We start from the raw sequence: 18,984 nt of genomic DNA on the forward strand, positions 1-18,984 counted from the left end.
CGTCGGCGATCGCAGTGGTCTGCGCCGGGCGGGCAGTCAGCCATCGGCGGTGAGCTGGGTGATGCCCCTGACGACGATGTCGACGGTCCTGGCGACGTCGATGTCGTTCAGGGGTTCGCGGGTGATCTGAGTGCGGCGATGGTTCGGTCCCGTAAGAAGGTCGAGGACCAGACGGGGATCGACGTCAGCGGCCAGCTCACCGCGGGCGCGGGCGCGGGCGAGGACGGCCGCGCAGTGCTCGACGCGCATCTTCCAGTGGATCTGGGGCAGATTGGCGAGGCTCTCGTCCGGCGACCGCGTGAGGGCGACCAGGATCGGACCCATCTGCGACTGCAGGAGCGCGATGATGCTTTCGAGCAACTCGGTCAGGTCGTCCCGCAGGTTGCCGTTGTCGGGCAGCCTGACCGACAGGTCGACGACCCCGGCGATCACCCCTTCGATCAGGGATCGGCGATCCTTCCACGACCGGTAGATCGTGGTGTGGTGCACGCCCGCCCGTGCCGCCACGGCCGAGACGGTGACGGCCTCCGCCCCCTCCTCGGCCAGAATGTCCGCAGTCGCCTCCAGAATCTGTCGGCGTACTCGCGCCGTACGACCGCCTGGCCGTCGTTGTGGGGTGCTCACACCTCACCTTAACGCACATATCCTTTGCGTTTAAGTTGAGTGCGGACTAGCCTGTGTTAGAGCACAGGAGATGTGCAATAGGCGTGGGTGTGCAAGGACTGATGGCGAAGGACTGATGGCCATGACAAGCACCGGCATCGACAACAACGACGCGGCGACACGTCCTGTCACCGTCGTCACCGGCGGCAGTCGCGGGATCGGCGCGGCGACCTGTCTGCGGCTGGCGGCGGACGGCCATGACCTGGCCGTCGGCTACGTCCGGGACGCGGCGGCTGCCGAGGCGGTCGCGAAGGAGGTGCGGGCAGCGGGGGCCCGCTGTGCAACCGTGCAGGTGGACATTGCCGCGGAGGCCGATGTGGAGCGGCTGTTCGACACGGCGGAGGAGCGTCTCGGGCCCATCACCGGACTGGTCAACAACGCCGGGGTGACCGGTTCACCGGGGCGGCTGGCCGACCAGGACTCCGCCGATCTGCGGCAGGTCGTCGAGGTGAATCTCCTCGGCACGCTGCTGTGCTCGCGTCGGGCGGCCCGCCTCATGGCGGGGCGGGGGAGCGGCGTGATCGTGAACATCTCGTCCGGGACGGCTACTTACGGCGCTCCCGGTGAACTTGTCCACTACGCGGCGACCAAGGCGGCCATCGATGCCCTCACCGTCGGCCTGTCGAAGGAACTCGGTCCTGACGGCATTCGGGTGAACGCGGTGTCCCCCGGAGTGATCGACACGGACATGAATTCGGCTCTGGGAGGTACCGACCGCGTGCGCCGGCTGGCCGAGGAGATTCCGCTGCGCCGCCTCGGGCGGGCGGAGGAGATCGCCGCCGCGGTCTCCTGGCTGATGTCCCCGGACGCCTCGTACGCCAACGGCGCGGTACTGCGGGTGGCGGGCGGGCGTTAGGGCCCGTTCGGCGGGTGGGGTCGGCGTCGGCAGCGGCGGGACGCAGGCCAAGAAGCACGTCCAGCCGGACCATGGTCGAGTGTGAGTGCCGTGTGCTCGTCCCGTTGCCGTCCGGTTCGACGCGCTTGCGACCGGCGACGCGCCTGGCCGGCAGGTACGGAGGTTCCCGCGGCCGACGCGCTCCGCATCGGATGTCACACGTCGGTGAGCCGCAACCCTGCGTGCGCCTTGTACCGCCGGTTCACCGAGATGAGGCTGGCCGTCAGGGACTCCACCTGGTGCGCACCGCGCAGGCGGCCCGCACAGACGCCACGCATACCGGGGATGCGGCCGACGAGGGCCTGCACGGCATCGGTGTCCGCCCGGCTGTCCCCCAGCACCATCACATCGGTGTCGATCCGGCCGACGGCCGGGTCCTGCGGCAGCACCGCGGAGAGGTGGTGGAAGGCCGCGGTCACCCGGGAATCCGGCAGCAGCGCCGCGGCCTGCTCGGCCGCGCTGCCCTCCGCGGGCTTCAGCGCGTAGGCGTCCTTTGCCCCGAAGCCGAGCGGGTTGACGCAGTCGACGACGAGCTTGCCCGCGAGTTCCTTGTGCAGGGACGCCAACGTCGCCGGGTGCCCGTCCCAGGGCACAGCGACGATCACGATGTCACTACGCCGCGCACAGTCCGCATGGGACGTGCCCGTCACGCCGTGGCCGAGGCATTCTGCGGCGGACCGCGCGCGCTCGGCCGACCGCGAACCGACGATCACTCGCTGCCCGGCGCGCCCCAGCCGATAGGCGAGGCCACTTCCCTGGTCGCCGGTTCCCCCTAGGATTCCCACCACGAGACCGGACACATCGGGCAGGTCCCAGGGGTCCTTGGCGGACGGTTTGGCGCGGCCGCTGCCGCTCTCGGCAGAAGGTGTTTCTGAGCGCACGATGTGTCCTTTCGGATGAGCCGAACGCGGCACGGCCGAGCCTGGACCCGGTCGGGTCGGGCGGGATGCGATGCAGGGAAGGGGATCAGCCGTCGGTGCCCGTGCGGGCCGCGGTGATGAATGCCTCCAGCTCGTGGGGGATGTCCGGGCCCATGGGCTGGTAGAGGATCTCGGTGATGCCCTGCTCGCCGTACGCGGCCAGCCGGTCGGCCACCTGTGCGGCCGAGCCGGTGACCGTGGTGGTCGGGACGGCAGTCCAGCTGCCGGCCGCCCAGGCGGCCCGGTCGGCGGCGTTGAGGGCGACCAGGTGGTGGTCGTGGACCGCGAGGTGCCGTTCCCGCTCGGGCACCCGGTTGATCGCGTCCAGCCACTGCTGTCCGCCGGGCAGGGCGGTCACGTCGCCGCCGAACTCGTAGGCGACGTGGTAGGCGAGCGCGTTGCCCGGACCGACGGCGTCACGGACCCGGGGCGAGTCCAGGGCCTCGCCCTCCGCCAGCACGGTGCCGTGCAGGCCGAGCGCGGCCCAGTCGAACTCCTTGGCGTGCTTGGTCTCCTCGTTGATGCTGAACAGCCCGTCGGCCAGCTCCTTCGCGACGGCGATGCCCTTGGGGCCCACCGCCGAGATCAATACGGGCACCTCGATCGGACGCGCCGGAGCGTGGCCGAACGGGTGCAGCATGCGGAGTCGGCCGTCCTTCCAGTCGACGGTCTCGCCCTGTAGCAAGGCGCGGAAGGTACGGACATACTCCGCGAGATGGGCCCAGGTCGTGGACTTGGCGCCCATGGCCCGGGCGCCGGTGAATCCGGTGCCGAAGGCGACGGCGACCCGCCCCGGTGCCAGCGCGGACAGCGCGGCGGCACCCGAGGCGTTGACCATCGGATGGCGCAGACCGGGCACCAGCACACCCGGGCCGAGACCGATGCGCTCGGTGCGTTCCGCGGCCAGCGCCAGCGTCATCCACACGTCCGGACTCTGCTGCGGGCTGTCGAACAGCCACGCACGGTGGTAACCCAATTGTTCGGCAAGCGCGATGTGCTTCGGTGTGTCGAGGGAAGTCGGGAACTGGCAGGAAATTTTCATGAGTCGTCCTCGGGTGCCTGGTTCGTCGAACGGGTGTTAGCAGGCCGGTCGTGATGTGGTGCTGACTGCCGGTCAGCACATGACCGGCGTCTGGCGATTGATTCACCGAGCGCTGTGGGCGCGGCACTTGCAGCTCGTCAGGCGGGGTTTTCGGCGGTGGCGGTCAGGACCGCGCGGCCGAGGGTGTGGCCGGACATGGCGAAGCCGAGGAAGGCCGGGGTGGCGTCGGCCGGGACGCCGATGGACGCGACGTCGAGGGCGTGCACCACGACGAAGTAGCGGTGCGGGCCGTGTCCGGGCGGCGGGGCGGCGCCGAAGAAGCGGGCGGCGCGGGCGTCGTTGGGCAGTTGGAAGGCGCCCTCGGGCAGTCCGGAGCCGGTGTCGTCGCCCGCGCCCTCGGGCAGTTCGCCGACGGTGGCGGGGATGTCGGCGACGGCCCAGTGCCAGAAGCCGGATCCGGTGGGCGCGTCGGGGTCGTAGACGGTGACGGCGTAGCTCTGGGTGCCGGCCGGGGCGCCGTGCCAGGACAACTGAGGAGAGATGTCCTTGCCGCCGGGGACACCGGCGAGGCCGGAGAGCTGCTCGGGCGACCATGCGGCGCCCTGGGTGACGGTGGTGCTGGTGACGGTGAAGGAGGCCGCCTCGGGAAGACGGGTGAAAGGGTTGTCGGTGCTCATCGCGTCGTTCCAAATCCTTTGACTAGCCGCTTCTGTGTGACCCGTCAGGGTGGTCAGGAACCGCCGACGTGGAGTGTTGTGGTGTGTACGCGGCGGCCTCGTGCGTACCGGACTGCCCCCTCCGGATGATTCCTTGGGGCCTTCTGGACGAGAGGTGTCTCCCGCGCGGGGCCGAGTTCGGTCCTGCGGCCGAGTTCCGGCCGGAGTCACCGCACCGCAGACCACGAGACGTGTCGTCCACCGAGGCGCCGACAGGTCCTGCGGCACGCCGTGAGGGGGCCTTCTACGTGTTCACTGCGCGTCGGCGGCCGCCTGGGTTTCCCTGCGTACGTCCACCTTGGACGTCAGGGTCTGCGACGGGTGAGGGGTGCAGAGGTATCCCCGGCCGGGGGCGGAGCGCTGATAGGGGATCCGCCCGGCGGTTCGGGCAGTCCGGCTTCGTCCCGGGCAAGACGCTGGAGCAGGTCGAGCAGGGTCGCCTGCTCGGCACCGGACAGTGAAGAGAAACGGGTGGCCGGCACATCGTCGGCGATCTTGTTACCTGCGGTCAGCAGCTGCTCGCCCTCAGGTGTGAGGCGGTGCTCGTTACGACGGCCGTGGCCCGGTCGGCGCTCCACCGTGCCACGGGCCAACAGGCGGCCCACCGGTGTTCCGAACGCCTGCTCGCTCTGGAAGGTCGCCGCGGCCAGGGCGCGGGCCGAAGCCCCGGGCCAGGTGTTGATCGCGCACAGAGCATCCCACTGGGCGAGCGTCGTGCCCACCGTGGACAGAGCGGCGTCGAGGGCTCGGTTCTGGCGGTACTGCGACTGCTTGATCGCCCTGCCGAGGGCTTGCAGGTCACCGTGCATGGGAGTGACTCTACACGACCAAACTAGTTTATATAAAGGTGTTGAGTTGAAGGTTGGCAGCCCTCTTTCAGCAGGGGTGAGTCCCCACCTCGGCACCTCCTGCACCACGCGGCACGACTGACCGAGCCCGCGAAGGCAACCCCCGCACGCGCCTGGTCCGGGCCGAGGCCGTCGCCGAACCGCAACAGTTGGTTGTCCCAGCCGCGCACGCCACGCCCTGTCGGACGACCGGCCTGGGCCGGGTGCTGGTCGCGCAGCGGATCCCGGACCAGTTCTGCGGTGCTCTCCGTCTCGGTGCGGGGACATGCGCAGCCACAGCAGTCGGAAGGGGCCTGCCCGTTGCCGACACCCAGCAGTCGCCCTTCGACGTGTCATACGTGTCATACGTGTCAGAGGTGTCAGGGGGCAGGGGCGCACGAGGGGATGCCGCACCGCACGCCTCAGCTGTGCCCGCTTCCGGAGGCCGCCCATGACGCGTCGCGGACTTCACGCGCCGCCCAGTCCGCGAACCCGGTGGCCGTACGGCCGAGAACCCGCTGGGCCCCGGCGGAGACGGGAACGGGTACGGGCAACAGGTGCTGCTGGACCTGCTGTTGGACCTCATTCTGGTGTACGCGCTGCGCACCTGGTGGCAGCAGGACGAGCACCGGGCGCCCGGCTGGTACCGGGCGCTGACCCATCCGAAACTCGCACGGGTGATCCAGGCGGTCAATGAACGCCCCGAGCACAAGTGGATCCTGGAAGCCATGGCGCACACGGCGGGGATGTCCCGGGCCGGTTTCAGCGCCACCTTCAAGGAAGTCATCGGCCAGAGCCCCGGCACCTATGTGACCGAGCTGCGGATGGGACATGCCGAGGACGCACTGCTGCGTACCGACGCCACGCCGGCCGTCATCGCCGACAGCGTCGGCTACAACAACGAATTCGCCTTTGCCACCGCCTTCCGCCGCAGCCACGGCCTCCCGCCGGGCCGATGGCGAGCCGCCCACCGTCCCGCTCGGAGCGGGGGATAGCTGTCAGCGCGCCGGGGACTGTGGCGCGAGCCGGGCGCTCCGGGACGGCCGGTCACGGGCGTGGGGGTCGGCCCAGGCATCGAGGGCGTATGCCTCGCCGTCGCTCCGCATCGTGGCGGCTCCGTGTCCCGGTCAGTGCGCCGGGATGACGAGTTCGTGCAGTTCGGCAGCGTGGGAGAGGTAGGTGCGCCGGGTCTTGGCCGCGAGCCGGGGGTCGATGCAGAAGCAGCTGCTCCAGCTGGGTTCCAGGACCTGGACGGGACCGTGCAGCATGTCTCCGACGAAGACGGCACGGTCGGTGCCCGAGTGCAGGGTGAGTACGGACGAGCCCGGGAGTGCGTCCCGGTGCCGCTTCGAGCAGCAGGTTGCCGTCGATGCGGTGAGTGCCTTCCCACAGCACTGCCTGCCCGGCTCGGTGGACGGGCGTGATGCTGTCGTCGAACACGAGCCTGTTGCCTTGTCGGCGGACGCGTTCGTGCGCGTCGTGCGGTACCGGGCGGTGGTGGTCGGTACCTGGCCGTCGTGTGACGCGCCACGGTGGTGGGACGGCGGGTCTCTCCGCCTGCCGGTGTGTGCCCGCCGTCCGACCGGCCCGGCCGGGGGCAGAGGCCCCGGCCCCCGCCCCGGCCTCACGGCAACACCGGGGCAGGCCCGGCCCTATTCCAGTACGCCTTCGTGGAGCTGCGCGAACAGTTCGGCGTTGCGGCTGCTGTCGACTCGGACGTCGATGACCGTGACGCCGCTGTCGCCGGGGTCCGGGGGCGCGAGCGAGCGCTTGAGTTCGGCCTCCAGCTCCTCCATCGTCTCGACCCTGACGCCCCGTGCGCCGAACGCGCCCGCGTACTGGGTGATGTCGTAGTCGCCGAGGTCGACGCCGGAGGTACGTCCGTACTTGAGCATCTCCTGGAACGCCACCATGTCGTAGCGGTTGTCGCGCATGATCACGTGCGTGAGGTGGACGCCGAGGCGGGTGGCGGTCTCCAGTTCCTGAGCGGTGAAGAGGAAGCCGCCGTCACCGGAGACGGACAGCACCTGGGTACCGGGCCTGACCAGGGCGGCCACCATTGCCCACAGCAGGCCCACGCCGAGGGTCTGCTGGCCGTCGGAGAACAGCAGGTGCTGCGGCTCGTATCCGCGGAAGTGCCGGGCCATGTAGATGTAGTGCGAGCCGACGTCGCTGACCACCGTGGCGTCGTCGTCCACCAGCTCGCGCAGCTTGAGGACCACGGCGGCGGGGTTGAGTCCCTCCTCGGTCGTCGCGGCGTGGCGCGCCTCGTGGTCGATGCGTTCGAGGGCGGCACGCTGTTCGCTGACCGCCGCCTTCGCGTCGTCGTCGAGGCGCAGGCCGGAGAGCGACGCCGCCAGTTCGGTGACGGTGGCGGCGATGTCGCCCCGCAGCTCGACCGTGGGCTGGTAGTGGTTGTCGATGTCCGCCGGCACGGAGTCGATGTGCACGACGGTGCGCGCCGGGTCGGTGTTCCACAGCCCGGGGTCGTACTCCACCGCGTCGTACCCGATGGTGACGAGCACGTCGGCGTGCGCGATCAAAATGTCGCCGGGCTGGTTGCGGAACAGCCCGACCCTGCCGACGAAGTGGTCCTCCAGCGCGCGGGAGACGACTCCGGCCGCCTGGAAGGTCTCGACGACCGGCAGGTCGGTCTCGGCGAGCAGCTGCCGCAGCGCCGCACACGGTTCGGCGTCCGCCGCGCGCATACCGACGAGGACCACCGGGCGCTCGGCGTTGCGGACCAGCTCCGCGGCCTCGCGGATCCCGGACTGCGGAGCGGGACCGAGAGCGGGCACCGGCTGCGGCCGGCTGACGCTCGCGGAGGTGGGGGCGCTCACGATGTCGGCGGGCAGGACGACGGCGGTCGCGCCCCGCGGCTCGGTGACCGCGGCCCGCAGGGCGTTGGCGACGGTCTCCGGGACGTTGTCGGGGTCGTTGACCTCCCCGACGTACTTGGTGAACGGTTTGAGCGCGGCGGTGGCGTCCATCGACTGGTGGGTCCGCTTGAGCCTGTCCCGGCGCGGCACGGCGCCGCACAGCGCGATCACGGGGTACTGCTCCGTGGTGGCGGTGATCAGGCCGGTGAGGGTGTTGGTCGTGCCGGGGCCGGAGGTGACGATCGTGGCTCCCGGGATTCCGGTGAGCCGCCCGGCCGCCGCGGCCATGAGCGCGGCGTTGCACTCGTGCCGGCAGACGACCAGCTGGGGCCCGCCGTCGACCAGTACGTCGTAGAGGGCGTCGATCTTCGCTCCGGGCACTCCGAAGATGTACTGGACTCCGTAGGCGGAGAGCGTGTCGATCGCCGCCTGGGCGGAGCGGACGTCGGAGGTGTTCATCGTGGGCACTCCTGTGGGCGTGGGCCGGGCTTCAGGAGCCTTCGGCCAGACGGATCTGTTGGTCGGCATCGGCTTGCGAGAGCCGGGAACCCAGGAACTCCGCGGTCCGGGGCAGGCTCAGATGGAATTCGGAGGCGGCGCTGATCTCGACGGTGCCGCGCTCCATCCGGAAGTCGAGCGCGTGGCCCCCGCGGCGCCGCGTGTCGTCGATGAAGTGCAGGTGGTACCCGGCCACCGAGATTCCCTGCTCGTAGGCGGGGGTGCGGTAGCCGGCCATCGTCCCCACTACGTCGTGCAGGACGGTCTCCTGCTGCCCGGCGGCGGCTTCGGTCAGCGGCGGGTACGGGGGTTCCTGCTCCATCACGGTCCGGGTGTGCACGGTGCTGAACTCTCCGGTCACGCGGACGGCATACAGGAGGTTCTCGCTCGTGATCGCCTCGTCGATCCGCTCGACCAGCGCTTCCCGGTAGCAGGGGGTGGTGACCGTCAGGCGGATGTCGGGCGCGAAGTGTGTGACGGCGGCGAACGGCGTCAGCTCGTCGTCACCGGCGGGGCGCACGCTTCCGTCGGCGCGCAGGTGGTAGCAGACTCCGTCCAGCACGAGCATCTCGCCGTCGAGGCGGTTGAAGGTGCCGAGGCCGAAGTCGCCGTGTTCCAGAAGTTCGCCGATGGTGACATCGCCGTCGTAGACGCCGGCGAGGAGCGCGCCGATCGTCGACGTCTGGAACACCTCACGAGGGGCGTCGGCGGCGGTGCCGGCGCTGTGGTGGGCGAGGATGCCGCCGGCCCAGCGGCGGAAGTCCGCACGGGGACTCTTGTTGGGTGAAGTGTTCATGGCCAGCCGTTCTCTGTGGTGGGAAGTCTCTGCAGTGGGGAGAATGTCGTTCATTAAGGCCAAATAGCATGAAATGTGCTTTCGATTGTGGGTGCGGCCAGGTGCCGCACGAATCCGTGGAATCCCCAGTCCCTTCCGACACTCGCCGGCTGGGTGCCGAGTGGCTGCCGTAGTCACGGACAGTTACCCTCACGCGTAAGGATGCTGAAGGGAGCAGCGGACGGTGCTCGGTCGGCAGCGGGAGCGCGCCACCCTCGGCGACCTGCTCGAAGTGGTCCGCGCGGGCCGCGGCGGCACCCTGGTCCTGCGTGGTGAGGCCGGTATCGGGAAGACGGCCCTGCTCGACTACGCCGCACAGCGGCCGACGGACGCACGGATCGTCCGGCTCTCCGGGGCGGAATCGGAGAAGCAGCTTGCCTTTGCCGCGCTGCAACGGCTCTGCGCGCCGATGCTGGACCTGAGCCGGCGCCTGCCCGGGCGGCAGCGCGACGCGCTGGGCGTGGCGCTCGGGCTGACCACGGGTCCCGCGCCCGACCGCTTCGTGGTCGGGCTGGCGGTGCTGGGACTGCTCTCGGAGGCGAGCGCGCAGCGGCCGCAGGTGTGCCTGATCGACGACGCACAGTGGGTCGACGCTGCCTCCCTCCAGGTGCTCGCCTTCGTGGCACGGCGGCTGCAGGCGGAACCGGTCGCCATGCTGTTCGCCACCCGCGGTGGGGAAGCCGTCCTGGACGGCCTGCCGCAACTGCACGTGCGCGGGCTGCGCGACGAGGACGCGGAAGCACTGCTCGATGCCGCGATGATCGCGCCGGTGGACCGGCAGGTGCGCGCGCGGATCATCGCCGAGGCACGCGGCAACCCGCTGGCGCTGCTCGAACTGGCCCGCGCGACCGGACCCGACCAACTGGCCGGCGGCTTCGCGGTCCCCGACCTGCCCACGCCGGCCGCACGGATCGAGACGATCTACGCCCGGCGGCTCGCTGCACTCCCCGCGGACTCACGCCTGCTCGTGCTGATCGCGGCCGCGGAGCCGCTGGGTGACCCGGTGCTGGTGTGGCGGGCGGCCACCCTGCTGGGCATCGGGCCCGAGGCGGCCGGCGCGGCCCAGTCCGCCGGGCTGCTGGCGATCGCCGGCCATGTGGCCTTCCGTCACCCGCTGGTCCGTTCGGCCGTCTACCACACGGCCCCGCACGCCGACCGGCGCGCTGTGCACAGAGCGCTGGCCGAGGCCACCGACCCGCAGCGGGACCCGGATCGGCGGGCCTGGCACCTCGCGAAGGCGACACTCGGCCCCGATGAACGGGTCGCGGAGGAACTGGAGCGGTGTGCGACGCGGGCCCGGTCCCGCGGCGGCATGGCCGGGGCCGCCGCCTTCCTCACCCGCAGCGCGCACCTGACGATCGACCCGGCGCGCAGGGCCCGGCGCATGCTGGCCGCGGGTGAGGCGACGATGCAGGCCGGCGGTTTCGACGCGGCCCTGGAACTGGCGGCGGCCGCGGAAGCGGGGCCGCTCGCACCGGACGACCGCGCCCGGACGGACCTGCTGCGCGGGCGGATCGCCTTCGCCCGCGACTTCGGCAGCCAGGCGTCGGCCCTGCTGCTCAGGGCGGCGGCCGGATTCGGAGCAGCCAGCCCGGTGCAGGCGCGATCGACCTACCTCGAAGCGCTGGGCGCCGCACTGATCGCCGGCCGGCTGAGCGGCGGTGCCGGACTGGCCCAGGCGGCGCGAGCGGCGCTGTCCGCACCGCCGCCGCCGGGCCCACCCGCCCCGGCCGACCTGTTGCTGGACGGATTCGCACGGCTGATCACCGCCGGCTACCCGGCCGGCGCGCCGATCCTCGCGCAGGCCGTGCACGCCTTCCGCACCGAACTCATCGGCCGGGAGGAGGGCCTGCGCTGGCTCTGGCTGGCGGGCCACGCGGCCGGGCTGCTGTGGGATTTCGACAGCTGGGAGGTCATCTCGGAGCGCTTCGTAGGCTACGGCCGCGAGGCCGGGATGCTCGCGATCCTGCCGGTGGCGCTCAGCACCCGCGCCGGTGCGCACCTGTTCGCCGGCGAGTTCGCGAAAGCCGCGGTACTCGCCGACGAGCAGGCCGCCATCGCCGAGGTGACCGGCAGCGGCATCGCGCCCTACGGCGCACTGGGCGAGGCGGCCTTCCGCGGCCAGGTGGACAGGGCGGCCGCCCTGACCGACGCCGGGACCAAGGACGCGCTGGACCGTGGCGAGGGCGTCGGACTCAGCTTCATCCAGTGGGCGACGGCACTGCTGCACAACGGGACCGGGGAGTACGGCCAGGCCCTGGCAGCGGCCCGCGACGCCGCCCGGGACGAACCGGCGCAGCGGTTCCGGAACTGGGGGCTGGCCGAACTGATCGAAGCGGCCTCCCGCGTCGGGGAGACGGACGAGGCGGCGAGCGCGCTCGAACGGCTCGCCGCGGCCGGCGGCACGAGCGACTGGGCCTTGGGCATCAGAGCACGTTGCCGGGCACTGCTGACCGCCGACGACCGGGCCGAGGACCTGTACCGGGAGGCGATGGACCGCCTCGGCCGCACCCGCCTTCGCCCGGACCTGGCCCGCGCCCACCTCCAGTACGGCGAATGGCTCAGGCGGCAGCGGCGGCAGTCCGACGCCCGTGGCCAACTGCAGCGGGCACTCGACCTGTTCACACAGACCGGCATGGCCGGATTCGCACAGCGGACCCGGACCGAGCTGGCCGCCACCGGGGTGCGCACCCGCAGGCCCGGCCCCGGCACGCAGGGCGACCTCACGGCGCAGGAGCTGCGGATCTGCCGGCTGGTGGCTCAGGGCGAGACCAACAACGAGATCGCCACCCGGCTGTTCATCAGCCCCAGGACCGTCGAGTACCACCTGCACAAGGCGTTCCACAAACTCGGAGTCACCTCCCGTACACAGCTGGCCCGACGCCTGCCCGAGCACGAGGACAAGAACTCCCCCTGATCCGGCACCGCGAACGGCACCACCACGGATTCACTCGGGCACGGGCCGGAGGTGAGCAGCGGGCGGCCGTGGGCTCCCTCCCCGATCCGTCGGGGTTCGCAGTCGCATTTCCGCGTTCTTCTGGCAGTCGACGGAATGTGACGTCGTCTCTCGTGGACATCACCTCTGACTGTTGATCAGTGACCGCTTCCCGGACTCAGCCCGTACCCGCTCATGACGTCCTTGGGATCCGCCGGTGGGCTGGTCCGCAGCTTGCGTCCGCCGCATCGGTTCTGCCTGGTCAGCCCTGGTGTACGGGGGTAATCTGGGGTGAACTGGAATGTTTTCGTCCGATGGTCGGTGCGGTGTCAGGGATTTGGGGGCGCCGGAAATCGGCGATGGCGAGTTGCCTGAGCGGCGAGACCCGTGGGAGGCACGATGACCAGGCAGAGAACACAGCGGGTCGGGAGCTGGCCACGGCTGCGGGTGGCGGACTGGGCCGAGTCCCGGGACACACTGCACATGTGGACCCAGATCGTCGGCAAGATCCGGCTGGCCCACGCACCCATGGTGAACCACTGGTGGCAGGTCACCCTGTATGTCACGCCACGGGGGCTCACCACTTCCGCGATCCCGTACCGGACCGGCTCATTCGATATCGAGTTCGACTTCGTCGACCAGCGGCTGGTCATCCGGGCAGGCGGCGGCAACAGGCGTGAGCTGGCGCTGGAGCCCAAGCCCGTCGCCCAGTTCTACGCCGAGACCATGGGCGCGCTGGGAGAGCTGGGCATTCGGACGCGCATATACCCGAGGCCGAACGAGGTGGAACCGGCCATCCCGTTCGCGGACGATTACCGGCACGCCTCCTACGACCCACACGCCGCGCGGCTGTTCTGGGGCCAACTCGTCCAGGCCAGCCGGGTGTTCGGCGAGTTCCGGTCCCAATTCGTCGGCAAGACCAGCCCCGTGCACTTCTTCTGGGGATCGATGGACCTGGCCTACACCCGCTTCTCCGGGCGGCCCGCGCCACCGCATCCCAGCGGCGGCGTCCCGAACATGCCGGACTGGGTGACACGGGAGGCGTACTCCGCCGAGTTGTCCAGTTACGGGTTCTGGCCCGGTGGCGGCGCGGAGGGCGCGTTCTACGCCTACGCCTATCCCGAACCGGCAGGCTTCGCCGACTGCCCGGTCCGTCCCGCGGCGGCCAGATACCTGAGGGAGAGCGGTGAGTTCGTACTGCCCTACGAGACGGTCGCCGACTCCGCCGACCCGGATCGGACGCTGAGTGAATTCCTGCACAGCACCTATGGGGCGACGGCCAGGTTGGGCGGATGGGACCGGACGGCGCTGGAGGTCCGCGCACACCGCCACTGGGAGCACCACTGACGACACTTCGGCGCCCGCTCGGGACCGCCGGGACGCCGGGGAGCATCGAGCTGGACGACGTCGTGCCGAGACAGGCTATTGTTTTCGCATGCCGCAAAACGTGAAGGCGAAGCAGACCGATTTTGTGGCCTCGCTGGCGAAGGGGCTGGAGGTGCTGCACTCGGTGCTGGGCGCCCGGCGCCCGGTTCACGACGGCGTGGGCCCGGAGTAGTCCACCTCCTTCTCGGCGGCGTCCGCGAGGGCGAACCCGATCGGCGTGACCTGTTCTTCCAGCAGATGCGCCACCAGACTCATCGTGCCTCCGATCAGCGGGATGCCCTTCATCGCCCGGGCCGGGAAGCCGGCGTCGAGCAGCACCGCAGGGATGGCCCCTGACACGTTGAGCACGAGACGTCGTCCGTAGATCTCCGGAACCACGTCGACGACCGCGGCGAGGGCACGTGTGTGGGGCCCCCGCAGGCCCAGGGACTCCGCGTACGCCAGCAGTGCCTCGGCGCGGGGGTCGCGCTCGCGGTGCAGGGGATGTCCCACGCCCGGGACCGGGCTGTGTGTGCTCCGCAGCTCCTGCACGGCCGTTCGGGCACAGGCTTCCATCGAGCCGCCGTCGGCCGCGGCGGCGACGACGGACGCCAGCAGGTGTGCGGTGTCCTCGGAGCTGCCGAGGATGACGGAGCCGGCCCCGAGCACCCGGCCCTCCCGGGCCGCCTGACAACTTACGGAGTAACCCTGTGGCGCACACGACCGGCATGCGGCGCGTCGTCTCCTCCGCCTCGATCGGCACGATCGTCGACTGGTACGACTTCTTCCTCTACGGAACAGCCTCGGCACTGGTCTTCCCGAAGTTGTTCTTCCCGTCCGAGAGCCCTGCCATCGGCACACTGCTGTCGTTCGCCGTCTATGCCACGGGTTTCGTCGCCAGGCCCCTCGGCGGTGTGCTCTGCGGACACTACGGCGACCGGCTCGGCCGCAAACGTGTCCTCATGATCACCCTCATGGTCATGGGTCTGGCGACCACCGCCATCGGCCTGCTGCCCAGCTACCAGGCCATCGGTGTCACCGCGCCCGTCCTCCTCGTCGCCATTCGGCTCTTGCAGGGACTCGGCGCCGGCGGCGAGTGGGGCGGGGCCTCCCTGCTGACCCTTGAGCACACCGGCCGACGGCACGGGTTCTGGGGGAGCTTCCTCTCCGCCGCCGTCTACGTCGGCATGCTGATCGGCAACCTCGTCTTCGTGATCCTCGGCGGTCTCATGTCCCAGACCCAGCTGCTGGCCTGGGGCTGGAGGATTCCTTTCGTGCTCAGCGTCCTCATCGTCTTCGTCGGCGTCTTCATGCGCCGCCGGGTCTCCGAAACCCCCGGGGTTCGAGCAGATGAAGGACGCGGGAACCCGATCCCGGTTCCCGCTGCTCGACGCCCTGCGCTCACACCCGCGCAACATAGCGGCGATCTTCCTGATGCGTATCGGCCAGAACACGTGTTTCTACATCGTCTCCGTCTTCTGCCTCTCCTACGCCACCGGAAACCTCGGCATCGCCAGCCGGGTCACCCTCACCGCCCTTCTGGTCGGTGCCGCAGCGGCGGCCCTGCTGTGCCCCATGTGGGGACAGCTCGCCGACCGTGTCGGCTTCGGCAAGGTCATGGCCTTCAGCCTGACTGCCGGTGCCGTCGCGGCGTTCCCTCTCTTCCTGGTCCTGAGAACCACGCAGAGCGCGCTCATCATCGTGTTCATCGCAGCCGTCATCGCGGTCGCGAACGCCTCCAACGACGCCATCCAGCCCGGCTATTTCGCCTCGCTGTTCGGTGCCAACATCCGCTACAGCGGCATGTCGATCGGACGCGAGGGCGGCACCATCATCGGGGCGGCCTCGCGCCGCTCATCGCGACCTGGCTCCTCGACGTCTTCGGCGGCTGGTGGGCCGTGGCCGCGTGGATCGTCGTCACCAGCCTCGCCGGCCTCGTCGGTGTCGCCCTCGTCCGCGATCCGCGGCCCGACGACGGGGCCGGGGTCCCGCCGATCGCGCCGCGTTCACGGCGCGCCGTGGCCTGAAACCGTCCGGACGAGCACATGCCGGCGGCTGTCGGTGCCGACGTGGATCCACCACCCCGAACTCGGGTGCCCGAGACCGTCGTGCAGCCGACGGCGCCGACCGTGCGCCACGAGCCTCAGGACTGCGGTGTCAGCACGATCCGCCCGAAGACCTCGCCCGCGTCCATCTTCCGGTGGGCGTCGGCCGCCTGGTCGAGCGGCAGCAGCTCATGGACCACTGTCTGGATCTCTCCCCGGGCGGCAGCGGCGAACTGCTCGCTCCGTACGGCGTTCCGGTCGGTCGCGGTGACGGTGGCGGCGCTGAAGGCGGAGAAGGAGAGCGACTTCTGGAAGTCGGTCATCATCCGCATGCCGAAGTCCGCGGGGGGCCGGCCCGCGACAGCTCCCACGACCACCATGCGGCCGTTGGGATCGAGGCGGTCGAAGAACGAGGGCAGGTGGGGGCCTGCCGCCACGTCGATGATGACGTCATAGCCCACGGGGGCGTCCGCGCCGCCTTCGCCGGAGCGGTCGAGCACATGGGTCGCACCGAGCCCGCGCAACCGTCGGCCGCGCTCGGCCGAGGAGGTCGTGACCGCCACCGCGGCGGCGCCACCGCGGACCGCGAGCTGTACGGCCGTGATCCCGATGCTGCCGGCCGCGCCCCGCACCAGAACGGTCTCCCCGGGTGCGAAGCGGGCGCGGGAGAGCCCGAAGTGGGCGACCACTCCGGAACTGCCGAGGGTCACCGCGTCGACGGCGGAGAGGCCGGAAGGGAGGGAGACGATGTCTTCGACGGCCGCGACGGCCTGTTCGACGTAGCCTCCACCGGTGCCGGTGAAGCCCCAGACCCGACGGCCTGTCCAAGTGGCGTCGACGCCGTCGCCGACCGCGGTCACGGTGCCCGCCACCTCACCGCCCAGGATGTGGCCCTCCTGGTAGCCGTAGGCGGCCAGGGCACCGCTGCGGACCAAGGTGTCGACACCGCCGACGCCGGCCGCCTCGACGGCGATCAGCACCTGTCCGGTAACGGGCACCGGAACGGGGAGGTCCACCACCTCCAGCCCGTCGGGACTGCCGTAGGCGCGGACCGATACTGCCTTCATCTGCTCTCATCCTCTCTGACGGACCGGCGGCCGTGCCCAGGGGGGAACGAACAGCCCTCGTCCGCAGCCGCGGCGGCATACGCGCCGCCGGTCCTCGCCCCGCCCGGTCTGTCCCAGGAGGGGACGTCCCGCTGTCAGGAGGGGATGTCCCGCGCAGGTGCGAGGTCTTCGCCGCGACGCTAACGGACGGCCCTGTCCGGCCAGGCGAAGTGAGAGTGGTGAAGGCTCCTTCGACTCACTTCGACTGACTCCCGCTCGACCATCCGTCCATGAGGCCGAGGCGGTCCTCGTGCCGATCGGGCCGGTGCCCGACACCGAATGGCCCGTCGGGTGCCGTCGTCCACGCCCTCCGCGCCGGTGGGCCAGGACCAGCGGGTGTCCGGTGAGATTCCTGAGGATGAGGGCGTCGGGTGATCACGTCCACGTCGTCGCCAACCAGAGTGTCACGACAGCGGAGAGAGCCAGCGTGAGATTGAGGGCGATCCGGCGGTCCCCGAGCCTCAGGTGGACCCCGGTCGCGGCGATCTGCAGGACCACGAACCCGATGGCCGCCGCCAGGGCCAGCCAGGGCGCGATGCCGGTCAGCGGCGGAAGGACCAGCCCGATCGCGCCGAGCACCTCGATCAGTCCGATGGCTCTGACGGCCGGCATCGGCGTGCTGTCCACCCAGGCCATCATCGGGCGGAGCCGCTCACGGCTCTGCACCACTTTCATCCCGCCTCCGTAGAGGTAGAACAGCGCGAGCAGCCCGGCGACGATCCAATAAGCGACGTTCACAATTCCCTTTTCCGGGTCGGACGCAGGTGACTCACCGTCACCAGCGATGTTGCCAAGCGGCGTTGCCGTCCTGACCGTCAGGCGAAGTCGGTGGCGGGTTCGGTGGCATAACGGCTCATCGTCCGGATGCTGGCCTGAGGGGTCAGCGCCCGGCCGTCGGCCATCAGGTCCCGCAGCTCTCGGAAGTACTGCACGTACTGGGCGGGTGTGAACGTGCTGAGCATGACGGCGGGTCGGTCGGTCACGTTGGCGAACGTGTGCGGGGCTCCCGGCGGAACCATCACGAACGTGCCCGCCGCCGCGTCGTGGTCCTGGTCCCCGACCGTGAACCGCACCGTGCCGGAGACGATGTAGAAACCCTCGTCGTGCTGGGCGTGACGGTGCTGCGGCGGGCCAGGTGTGTGCGGAGCGAGCACGGACTCGGCGAACCCGAGCCGGTGCCCCGTGGTGCTGCCGTCCTCCAGGACGCGCATGCGTGTGGTGCCCAGGACGATCGTCTCCCCGTCGTCCGGACCGACCACTGACACGGCGGGATCGGCGATCGGCTCGGCGGCCTTCGGTTCATCAGTCATGCTCCGATCCCACAGCCAGGGCACCGCGACTGTCCAAGACCCGTTCCGGCACCTCGATACCGGGCAGGTATCGTCGCACCATGGAGCTACGCACGCTGCGCTATTTCGTGGCGGTCGCCGAGGAACTCCACTTCGGGCGGGCCGCCGCCCGGCTGCACATGAGCCAGCCTCCCCTGAGCCGGGCGATCAAGCAGCTGGAGACCGAGGTCGGAGCCGCCCTCTTCGACCGGTCGCCCGCCGGTGTCGCGCTCACCCCGGTGGGAGCGGTACTGCTCGACGAGGCACACGCCCTGCTCGACCAGGCCGACCGGGCACGGGTCCGGGTGGCCGCGGCAGCCGGCGCGACCATCCTCACCGTCGGCATCCTGGGCGACAGCTCCGATCCCGGCGCCACCCGACTGGCCCGTGCCTACCACCAGCGGCACCCGCGCGTCGAGGCCCGCATCCGCGACGTCGACCTGACCGACCCCACCTGCGGGCTGCACGCCGGAGCGGTCGACGTCGCCCTGACCCGAGGCCCGTTCGACCAGACCGGCCTGGCCGTGCGGGAGCTGCGCGCCGACCCGGTGGGAGTTCTGCTGCGCGCGGACGATCCGCTGGCCCGCCACGACAGGCTGAAGCTGACCGACCTGGCCGACCGGCGCTGGTTCCGGTTCCCGGAGGGCACCGACCGCCACTGGCAGTCTTATTGGAACGGCGGAGAACCCCGCGAGGGCCCGGTGGTGCGCGCGGTCGAGGAATGCCGGCAGGCCGTCCTCTGGAACGGCACGGTCGGGATGACTCCCCTCGACCACAAGCCGGGACAAGGGCTCACCGTGGTGCCGCTGACCGACATGCCGCCGAGCCGCGTGGTGGTGGCCTGGAACGAGGGCGACACGAATCCATTGCTCCACTCGTTCGTCCGGCTCGCGATCGCCGCCTACCGCGACTGAGCGCCTGACCCGCCCC

19 protein-coding genes are annotated in these 18,984 nt (G+C 70.7%); 7 read left to right on the top strand and 12 right to left on the bottom strand.

What is annotated here, in order from left to right; genetic code table 11:
- Positions 1-36: 36 nt before the first annotated feature.
- Entirely contained in the window at positions 37-624 is a 588-nt protein-coding gene (locus ACFY2B_RS28060) for a TetR/AcrR family transcriptional regulator (protein WP_390765843.1), read from the bottom strand.
- 121 nt (positions 625-745) lie between these two features.
- On the opposite strand from ACFY2B_RS28060, the gene ACFY2B_RS28065 reads away from it, so the two are divergent.
- Positions 746-1,519, top strand: a complete 774-nt coding sequence (locus ACFY2B_RS28065; RefSeq protein ID WP_390765844.1) for an SDR family NAD(P)-dependent oxidoreductase — start codon at positions 746-748, stop codon at positions 1,517-1,519.
- A 194-nt stretch (positions 1,520-1,713) separates the two neighbouring features.
- Here ACFY2B_RS28065 and npdG read toward each other — a convergent pair whose 3' ends face one another.
- The 4 genes from npdG to ACFY2B_RS28085 form a co-directional block, all read right to left on the bottom strand.
- Positions 1,714-2,439 (bottom strand): NADPH-dependent F420 reductase, encoded by a 726-nt coding sequence (gene npdG, locus ACFY2B_RS28070; protein WP_390765845.1) that lies wholly within the window; start codon positions 2,437-2,439, stop codon positions 1,714-1,716.
- A gap of 85 nt (positions 2,440-2,524) precedes the next feature.
- A complete protein-coding gene (locus tag ACFY2B_RS28075; protein ID WP_390765846.1) occupies positions 2,525-3,520 on the bottom strand; it encodes an LLM class flavin-dependent oxidoreductase in 996 nt (331 codons plus the stop codon).
- Positions 3,521-3,657: 137 nt separating this feature from the next.
- Positions 3,658-4,197 (bottom strand): YbhB/YbcL family Raf kinase inhibitor-like protein, encoded by a 540-nt coding sequence (locus ACFY2B_RS28080; protein ID WP_390765847.1) that lies wholly within the window; start codon positions 4,195-4,197, stop codon positions 3,658-3,660.
- 344 nt (positions 4,198-4,541) lie between these two features.
- On the bottom strand, positions 4,542-5,045 hold the full coding sequence (locus ACFY2B_RS28085; protein WP_390765848.1) for a MarR family winged helix-turn-helix transcriptional regulator: 504 nt from the start codon (positions 5,043-5,045) through the stop codon (positions 4,542-4,544).
- 575 nt (positions 5,046-5,620) lie between these two features.
- Here ACFY2B_RS28085 and ACFY2B_RS28090 point away from each other — a divergent pair.
- The gene (locus ACFY2B_RS28090; protein ID WP_390765849.1) at positions 5,621-6,058 is read left to right on the top strand and encodes a helix-turn-helix domain-containing protein; all 438 of its coding nucleotides are present in this window, start codon (positions 5,621-5,623) and stop codon (positions 6,056-6,058) included.
- A 132-nt stretch (positions 6,059-6,190) separates the two neighbouring features.
- On the opposite strand, the gene ACFY2B_RS28095 is transcribed toward ACFY2B_RS28090, so the two are convergent.
- The 3 genes from ACFY2B_RS28095 to budA form a co-directional block, all read right to left on the bottom strand.
- Positions 6,191-6,331 carry a hypothetical protein gene (locus tag ACFY2B_RS28095; RefSeq protein WP_390765850.1) on the bottom strand — a complete coding sequence of 47 codons (141 nt, stop codon included), beginning with the start codon at positions 6,329-6,331 and terminating at the stop codon, positions 6,191-6,193.
- Between the two features lie 384 nt (positions 6,332-6,715).
- The gene (alsS, locus tag ACFY2B_RS28100; RefSeq protein WP_390765851.1) at positions 6,716-8,401 is read right to left on the bottom strand and encodes an acetolactate synthase AlsS; all 1,686 of its coding nucleotides are present in this window, start codon (positions 8,399-8,401) and stop codon (positions 6,716-6,718) included.
- A gap of 31 nt (positions 8,402-8,432) precedes the next feature.
- Positions 8,433-9,236: an acetolactate decarboxylase gene (budA, locus tag ACFY2B_RS28105; RefSeq protein ID WP_390765852.1), complete on the bottom strand. Its 804-nt coding sequence runs from the start codon at positions 9,234-9,236 to the stop codon at positions 8,433-8,435.
- 223 nt (positions 9,237-9,459) lie between these two features.
- Here budA and ACFY2B_RS28110 point away from each other — a divergent pair, with 223 nt between their 5' ends.
- The 3 genes from ACFY2B_RS28110 (at position 9,460) to ACFY2B_RS28120 (ending at position 13,768) form a co-directional block, all read left to right on the top strand.
- Positions 9,460-12,192, top strand: coding sequence for an AAA family ATPase (locus ACFY2B_RS28110; RefSeq protein ID WP_390765853.1), 2,733 nt, complete (start codon positions 9,460-9,462; stop codon positions 12,190-12,192).
- Between the two features lie 417 nt (positions 12,193-12,609).
- On the top strand, positions 12,610-13,557 hold the full coding sequence (locus ACFY2B_RS28115) for a DUF5996 family protein (protein ID WP_390765854.1): 948 nt from the start codon (positions 12,610-12,612) through the stop codon (positions 13,555-13,557).
- Positions 13,558-13,645: 88 nt separating this feature from the next.
- Positions 13,646-13,768 carry a hypothetical protein gene (locus ACFY2B_RS28120; RefSeq protein WP_390765855.1) on the top strand — a complete coding sequence of 41 codons (123 nt, stop codon included), beginning with the start codon at positions 13,646-13,648 and terminating at the stop codon, positions 13,766-13,768.
- Here ACFY2B_RS28120 and ACFY2B_RS28125 read toward each other — a convergent pair.
- Positions 13,744-14,244, bottom strand: a complete 501-nt coding sequence (locus ACFY2B_RS28125) for a citrate/2-methylcitrate synthase (RefSeq protein WP_390765856.1) — start codon at positions 14,242-14,244, stop codon at positions 13,744-13,746. The genes ACFY2B_RS28120 and ACFY2B_RS28125 overlap by 25 nt on opposite strands.
- A 41-nt stretch (positions 14,245-14,285) precedes the next feature.
- On the opposite strand from ACFY2B_RS28125, the gene ACFY2B_RS28130 reads away from it, so the two are divergent.
- Entirely contained in the window at positions 14,286-15,602 is a 1,317-nt protein-coding gene (locus tag ACFY2B_RS28130; protein ID WP_390765857.1) for an MFS transporter, read from the top strand.
- Between the two features lie 116 nt (positions 15,603-15,718).
- On the opposite strand, the gene ACFY2B_RS28135 is transcribed toward ACFY2B_RS28130, so the two are convergent.
- From ACFY2B_RS28135 to ACFY2B_RS28145, 3 genes are all read right to left on the bottom strand, one after another.
- Positions 15,719-16,687 (bottom strand): zinc-binding dehydrogenase, encoded by a 969-nt coding sequence (locus tag ACFY2B_RS28135; RefSeq protein WP_390765858.1) that lies wholly within the window; start codon positions 16,685-16,687, stop codon positions 15,719-15,721.
- Between the two features lie 414 nt (positions 16,688-17,101).
- Positions 17,102-17,464, bottom strand: coding sequence for a DoxX family protein (locus ACFY2B_RS28140; protein WP_390765859.1), 363 nt, complete (start codon positions 17,462-17,464; stop codon positions 17,102-17,104).
- 77 nt (positions 17,465-17,541) lie between these two features.
- Positions 17,542-18,036: a cupin domain-containing protein gene (locus ACFY2B_RS28145; protein WP_390765860.1), complete on the bottom strand. Its 495-nt coding sequence runs from the start codon at positions 18,034-18,036 to the stop codon at positions 17,542-17,544.
- Between the two features lie 80 nt (positions 18,037-18,116).
- On the opposite strand from ACFY2B_RS28145, the gene ACFY2B_RS28150 reads away from it, so the two are divergent.
- Complete coding sequence (locus ACFY2B_RS28150; protein ID WP_390765861.1) at positions 18,117-18,968, top strand: LysR family transcriptional regulator; 852 nt, start codon at positions 18,117-18,119, stop codon at positions 18,966-18,968.
- The last annotated feature ends 16 nt before the right edge of the window (positions 18,969-18,984 follow it).

Source organism: Streptomyces sp. NPDC001270, assembly GCF_042896695.1.
GTDB lineage: Bacteria > Actinomycetota > Actinomycetes > Streptomycetales > Streptomycetaceae > Streptomyces.